Annotated in this window: 7 protein-coding genes and 1 pseudogene; 4 read left to right on the forward strand and 4 right to left on the reverse strand. The window is 71.0% G+C overall.

Going from position 1 to position 5,835, the window contains the following annotated elements; genetic code table 11:
• Positions 1–181: 181 nt before the first annotated feature.
• The gene (locus ACFXAZ_RS27200) at positions 182–367 is read right to left on the reverse strand and encodes a hypothetical protein (RefSeq protein ID WP_384596641.1); all 186 of its coding nucleotides are present in this window, start codon (positions 365–367) and stop codon (positions 182–184) included.
• A gap of 68 nt (positions 368–435) precedes the next feature.
• On the opposite strand from ACFXAZ_RS27200, the pseudogene ACFXAZ_RS27205 reads away from it, so the two are divergent.
• The 3 genes and pseudogenes from ACFXAZ_RS27205 to ACFXAZ_RS27215 form a co-directional block, all read left to right on the forward strand.
• Positions 436–813, forward strand: a pseudogene (locus tag ACFXAZ_RS27205) (translation initiation factor IF-2); the annotation flags it as partial.
• A 38-nt stretch (positions 814–851) separates the two neighbouring features.
• The gene (locus ACFXAZ_RS27210; protein ID WP_384596637.1) at positions 852–2,381 is read left to right on the forward strand and encodes a carboxylesterase/lipase family protein; all 1,530 of its coding nucleotides are present in this window, start codon (positions 852–854) and stop codon (positions 2,379–2,381) included.
• Between the two features lie 124 nt (positions 2,382–2,505).
• Positions 2,506–2,838 (forward strand): hypothetical protein, encoded by a 333-nt coding sequence (locus tag ACFXAZ_RS27215; protein WP_384596548.1) that lies wholly within the window; start codon positions 2,506–2,508, stop codon positions 2,836–2,838.
• Positions 2,839–3,253: 415 nt separating this feature from the next.
• On the opposite strand, the gene ACFXAZ_RS27220 is transcribed toward ACFXAZ_RS27215, so the two are convergent.
• Complete coding sequence (locus ACFXAZ_RS27220; protein WP_384596551.1) at positions 3,254–3,628, reverse strand: PIN domain-containing protein; 375 nt, start codon at positions 3,626–3,628, stop codon at positions 3,254–3,256.
• A complete protein-coding gene (locus ACFXAZ_RS27225) occupies positions 3,625–3,879 on the reverse strand; it encodes a hypothetical protein (RefSeq protein WP_384596554.1) in 255 nt (84 codons plus the stop codon). Before ACFXAZ_RS27225 ends, ACFXAZ_RS27220 begins: the two co-directional genes overlap by 4 nt.
• 571 nt (positions 3,880–4,450) lie before the next feature.
• Between ACFXAZ_RS27225 and ACFXAZ_RS27230 the strand changes: the two genes are divergently transcribed.
• A complete protein-coding gene (locus tag ACFXAZ_RS27230; protein WP_384596556.1) occupies positions 4,451–4,981 on the forward strand; it encodes a hypothetical protein in 531 nt (176 codons plus the stop codon).
• Positions 4,982–5,484: 503 nt separating this feature from the next.
• On the opposite strand, the gene ACFXAZ_RS27235 is transcribed toward ACFXAZ_RS27230, so the two are convergent.
• Positions 5,485–5,652: a hypothetical protein gene (locus tag ACFXAZ_RS27235; protein WP_384596559.1), complete on the reverse strand. Its 168-nt coding sequence runs from the start codon at positions 5,650–5,652 to the stop codon at positions 5,485–5,487.
• Between the last annotated feature and the right edge of the window lie 183 nt (positions 5,653–5,835).

Genomic DNA, 5,835 nt, shown 5'->3' on the forward strand with positions numbered 1-5,835 from the left:
CCAGGGTCCCTGTTGGGGCGCGCGGGTGCTGCCCCCCCGAGGGCTTAATCGCGACTTCCCCGGGGTTGCGGTGTGCCCGCGGCCGCTGGACACTGCCGCATCCCACAGGATCGGCCTGGGCGCGGTGGGCGAGGGCCGACCGGCTTCCATGACGCCTTCGCCGCGGCGGCAGATCGGTGCTCTATTCATCGGGCGGATCTGCAATGTCCATCCTGATGGCGATGGCGCGTGCGCCTGCCTTGGCCAGGGATGCGTATGCGGCAGCCAGGTCGAGGTGGGTCCGTTCCAGTTCATCCTCGTAGTAGCCGGTGCGGATCTCATGTAGGTGGGCTTGAGCAGAACCAATGAGCTCGAAGACGGCCGTCACGTCCGGGAAGACCTGCCCAACCTGATCCGCGAGATCGACCGGCTGACGGACGAGTCCGGGCAGCAGCCGTGATCCGGTTCCCCGACCCGGCCCGCTCCCGCGCCGTACTCCTCGGCGTCGACCTTTTCCCCGCATCCGAGGGCCTGGCCGACCTGCACGCCGTACGGGAGAACATCACCGGCATGTGGCAGCACCTGACCGACCCCACCACCGGTGTCCTCAGCCCCGCGCACTGCCGTGTTGTGGACCCGATGGCCACCACCGCCGACATCGGGCATGCCATCGCCGGAGCAGCCGCCGAAGCCACCGATGTCCTGCTGGTCTACTACGCCGGGCACGGCCTGGTCGACGACCGAGGGCGCCTCTACCTCGCCACCGGCCACACCCGCGCCGACTCCCCCAAATACAGCGCCCTCGGAGTCGATCTCCTGCGTGAGGACCTCGGCGGCAGCGCCGCCACCGCGCGCGTCCTCATCCTCGACTGCTGCTTCTCCGGCCGCGCCATCGAGGATGGCCGGCCAGGACGGCCTCGTCGACGGCCTCGGCCCCGAAGACCTCGGGGGCCTGGGCATCGGACCCGACGGTCGCCACCACCCGGCAGGGCCTGCTGCGCGGTACCCAGGACGGCGACACCACGGTCTGGAAGGGCGTCCGCTTCGCGGAGGCCCCGACCGGCCCGCACCGCTTCGCACCGCCGCGACCGGTCCAGCCCTGGGACGGCGTCCGCGACGCGACGGCGTTCGGCGACGAGCCGCTCCAGGTCGTCGCGGGGGGCCCGTCCGGCGCGACCACCCCGCAGAGCGAGGACTGCCTGTTCCTGAACGTGTGGTTGCAGGGCACGACGGGCCGTCGGCCCGTCATCGTCTGGATCCCCGGCGGCGGCTTCATCAACGGCGCGGGCAGCCTGAACGAGGGCAGCGTGTACGACGGCAGTGTGTACGCCCGCCGGGCCGACACCGTGTTCGTCACGATCAACTACCGGCTCAACGCCTTCGGCTACCTTCACCAGCCCGACCGGCCCGGCTCCGGCGCCGGCCTCCTCGACCAGATCGAGGCACTGCACTGGGTCCGGGCGAACATCGCGGCGTTCGGCGGCGACCCGGACAACATCACGGTGATGGGCGAGTCCGCGGGCGGCATGTCGCTCGGCGTCCTGCTCGGCACGCCGCAGGCCCGGGGCCTGTTCCGGCGCGCGATCGTGCAGAGCGGCGGAGTGCGCCCGGTCGTCTCCCCGCAGGGCATCGACTTCAGCACCGAGACGATCGTGAAGCTCCTGGGCCTCGACCCGGCCGAGCAGCTGATCGACGTGCCGGCCCAGGACCTGCTCGCCGCAGCGAGCACGCTCGGCACCGGCAACAGCGACGTCAGGTCGGAACCGTTCCACCCGGTCGTCGACGGTGTCGTACTGCGGCGCCACCCCCTCGACCGGCTCACGTCCAAGGTGGAGGTGCTGATAGGCACCTGCGACAAGGACTACATTCCGGGGCAGCCGTGGTCGGCGCAGATCGAGTACGGCGTCCGGCACGCCGTGGGCGACGCGGGCCACGACCGGATCCTGGCCGCCTACACCGCGACCTTGTCGCCCGGCCGTGACCCGAAGTCGGACCTGCTCAGCAGCGCGTTCGTGCAGATGCCGTCCATCTGGCTGGCCGAGGCGCTGCTCCGGGACGGGGCGACGGTCCGCCAGTACACCTTCGACTACGCCGATGCCACCGGCCTCGGCCCGCTCCACGCCTCGGACGTGCCCTACACCTTCGGTGCCGTGCGGACGCAGTACCTCGCGCCGACCGCGGACCCCGTCGTCGCGCAGGGCCTCGCGGACAAGATGGTGGACGCGTTCAGCGCCTTCGCCCGCAGCGGTGACCCGTCGACCCCGGCACTGCCGGAGTGGCCGGCGATCACCTGGGACGACCGCCGGACGATGTCGTTCGACGCCGAACCCCGCCTCAAGGAGGACCGCCTCCCGGCGGAGCGCCGGGCGGCGTGGGACGGGGGCGACCCGCACTCCATCTGATGAACGAGCGGCGGCCGGCGGGCAGGATGGCCTCATGACGAAACTGCCCGCACGGCCGTCCGGTAATGCCTCTCCTGGTTCTGGTCCCCGTCCTGTTCCGGCTTCTGCTCGTGGTTCTGGTTCCGTGCTGTCGCTGTGGTCGCAGGGCTCGGTGCTGTCGATCGGCTCGGTGGGGTCGGTCCTGTCCGTGGGGTCCGTCGGTTCGGCCTTGTCGGTCGGCTCGATCGGCAGTGCGCTGTCGATCGGGTCGATCGGGTCGTCGCTGTCGCTGATCTCGGCCGGGTCCTGGCTGAGTACGGGTTCGGTGCTCTCCGTGCAGTCGCGGTGGTCGGTGCTGTCCTGGCGTTCCTCCCGCGGTTTCCTGGCCGCGGGGGCACTGGGGCTGGCGGCCGGAGGCGCGCTGCTGCTGGCCCGGACGGGCAGGGCGGGCATCGACACCGGCACCGGAACCGGCTGACCCCGGTCACGTCGAGGGGCGCTGCCCCTGGTCGAGGGCGGCGTCGGGCGGAGCCGGCGGCCCCCACGGGTGCGGGGCGTGAACGCCGGGTCCTTGGGGATACGCGGCTGGATAGAGCAGCGCCGGCGGCACCGGCATAGGTACCGGCACGGGCATAGGCACAGGTACCGGCCCAGGTACGAATTCGGAACCGGAACCGCCCGCGTCGGTGTTCGCCGACCCGCCAGCCACACCACCGCCACCGCGTACAGGACCATGCCCGCCACATCGATGCCCACGAGCTGCTACGGGGCGTCCGCCGCGGTGTCGTCGGTGTTGAGGCCGTCGACGACCAACTGCCGTCGGGGGCCCCTCCGGTTACGCGTGCCCCGGCTTGCCGCCGGGGCTACGGGCGTTACGTCCGATGCGGCGCGGGTCAGGTGGGGTTCAGCGGAGTGATGCCGGTGCCCGCGTACAGCTCAGGTTCCAGCGACAGGACCGTCAGCGGCTCTCCCGCCTTCACCGCGTGCCAGGCGATCGCAGCGGCGTGGGCCACCGGCCAGTCCACGTCTTTCCAGTCCATCGCGTCCATCGCGTGCGCCGCGGTGAACGGAACGCTCTGTGCGAACCGCAGGGATGCCGCGTGCTTGCCGGCGCCCGCAACCTGCCGTTCGGCTGCGAGCACGGACAGGGAGGGGACAATGACACGACCGGTGCCGCGCGAGGCCTCGATGTAGAGGCCCGTGAAGAAGGAGTCCGCGCGGTACAGAGCGGCCAGAGCCGTGTGGTCCAGGACGGCCGTCAGGTTCATGCGGCGGCGCCGCCCTGATGGGCGCGGACCTTCGCCCAGGCGTCCTGGCCGACCTGCCGGACCTGCTCGGTGTACTCGATGCCGAGCTCACGGGCGGCCTCGACAGCACGCTGCTCCCGCTCGGCTTCCGTGAGCTCGCGGGCGGCGAGTTCTTCAAGCAGTTCGGTGATCGTGGTGCCGCGCTCGTCGGCGAGGACACGCAGCCGGTTGCGGACTTCCTCGCTGGTCTTGATGCTCGTCGGCTTGCTCATACCGATGATTCTACCGCCGGTAGACCCGCCGGGGCAGAGCCTTCACATCGATGGGCTCTGCCCCGGCCCGGATGGCACCGACGAGGCTGGCGCCTATTACGGCCTGTGGTGATGTCCGGCAGCGCGCACGGCACCGTCGAGCAGTGGGCGGCGCGCAGCATACGGCCCCGGGCGGGCCAGGAATGCCGTGTGAGGGCCCGGGGCGTCGATGGACGGACAGCTGTCAGATCACATTCCGAGGTATCCCTCGATGTCCGTGATGATGGTCCGGACGAGGTCGGTCACATCGTCCTCGATGGCGGGAACTCTTCGGTGTCGAGCAGCCCGCTCTGGTGGAGGTACTCGCGGATCCTGTCCACGATGATGGTCCGTGGGTACTAGTGGTCCTCGTTGGTCATTGCACAGAGGGTAGTTGGGGCGGCATTAGCCACCGGCACACTGTTGACCTGCTGTTCCGTCTGCGCCGCTTCACCAGGCCAGCACGTGCTGGGTCTGCTCCTACCCGCTCGTGACCATCGTGCCCGCCAGTAAGTGATCGGAAGCGCAGAAGACGAAGCAAGAGCTCTCTCCCATGGTCCGCCTCGCCGAGGCGGAGCGGCTTCTCGGGGGTGTGCGTGTCCTCATGCCGCGGCTCCATCTCGCGCTGAGCACGGTGGTCGCCATCACGGTCTGGTTCGTAGCGGACACGGCGGTGCGCTGGCTCGCGGTGGCCGACGCGCTGGTGGTGGCACTCGTCGGGGTCGCCGTGGCCCGGACCCTCAGCCGCGACGCCTGGGTGTACTCCTGGCTGGACGAGGTCGAGGACGACGAAGCGGACGCGGCGACCCGTCCATCGGCGAAGGCGTACGCGTGGGTGCTGGCCGGGAGTTTCGCCGCGGCCGGCGCGATCGGGGTGAGCGTGGTCCTGCTGGTGCCGGTCTCCTGGCTGCCGTATCTGCTGACGGTCGCGGCCCTGTTCGCCCTGTGGTCGGGATGGCGCCAGGAACGCGAGGTAGGAGCGGCCCGGCTCCTGCGCGAACGCGCGGTGACCGAACCGTGGTACGCCGAGTACCGGACGCTGATCGAGGAACGCCGCAGGGAGGTGACCGGGGCGGCGGGCTGACGCCGTGACGGAAGCGGTCGGAAGCGACCGCTTCAGCGGAACGCCCGGCCGGGCAACCCCGACCGGGCGTGATCGCTAGCGCCCAGAGCACACGAGGCGAACGAACGATGCCCAGGCCGTCCCGGAGACGATCAGTACCGGGCCGGTCTTGTTCCTGGGTCGCGGGTGCCGATCCCTGCCGGGAAGTTGGCAAGAAGGAAAGGCCGCTGGCCGGGATCTCACCGGCGGCGTCGGCTCCGCGCAGCGGAGATCCTCTGTTCTGCGTTTCCAGACGGAGATCCCCGTCCAGCAGGGCACCATCAGCGACCGGTGGACCCACCGGCTGACGATGTGCGATCCGTCCGCCGTCCTCGCCCAGGACGCCAAGCCAGAGGCGTTCTTCATCGACCCGCTCACCGACATGCCCGTCCGGCGCACGCCCAGCGATGGCGGTGAGCCGGTGTGGCGGTTCTACGCACCACTGTCCGTTCTGTGGGTGCTCACCAGCGACGGCCACCGCCGTTTCAGTCGGCCGGTGTCCAGGGCGGGGGCGCGGTCCGGTTGTCCCCGCCGCAGTCCCAGCACTCGAACTCGTCCGGCAGCTCGTACTTGTCCGTCCACCACGAGACGACGGGCTCGCCCCACAGGACGCACTCTGCGCCGCACCACCCACACACGAACACGAAGTTCACGGCTTCGCTCCCCCCTCGGACCGTTCGTCCGCTCACCTTGACAGCAGGGCCCCAGTAGGGACAGCGACCACGCAAACCACGCCAGGTGGGGCCCCGCCCGCCGCGGCCCGCCCCCCCCCCGGGGGCGGGCTGGCGCCCCGCGGCGGGGCCGCGGGGGGTGGGGCCGGGGGCCCGGGGGGGGAG

The organism is Streptomyces sp. NPDC059477, from assembly GCF_042749375.1.
Lineage (GTDB): Bacteria > Actinomycetota > Actinomycetes > Streptomycetales > Streptomycetaceae > Streptomyces.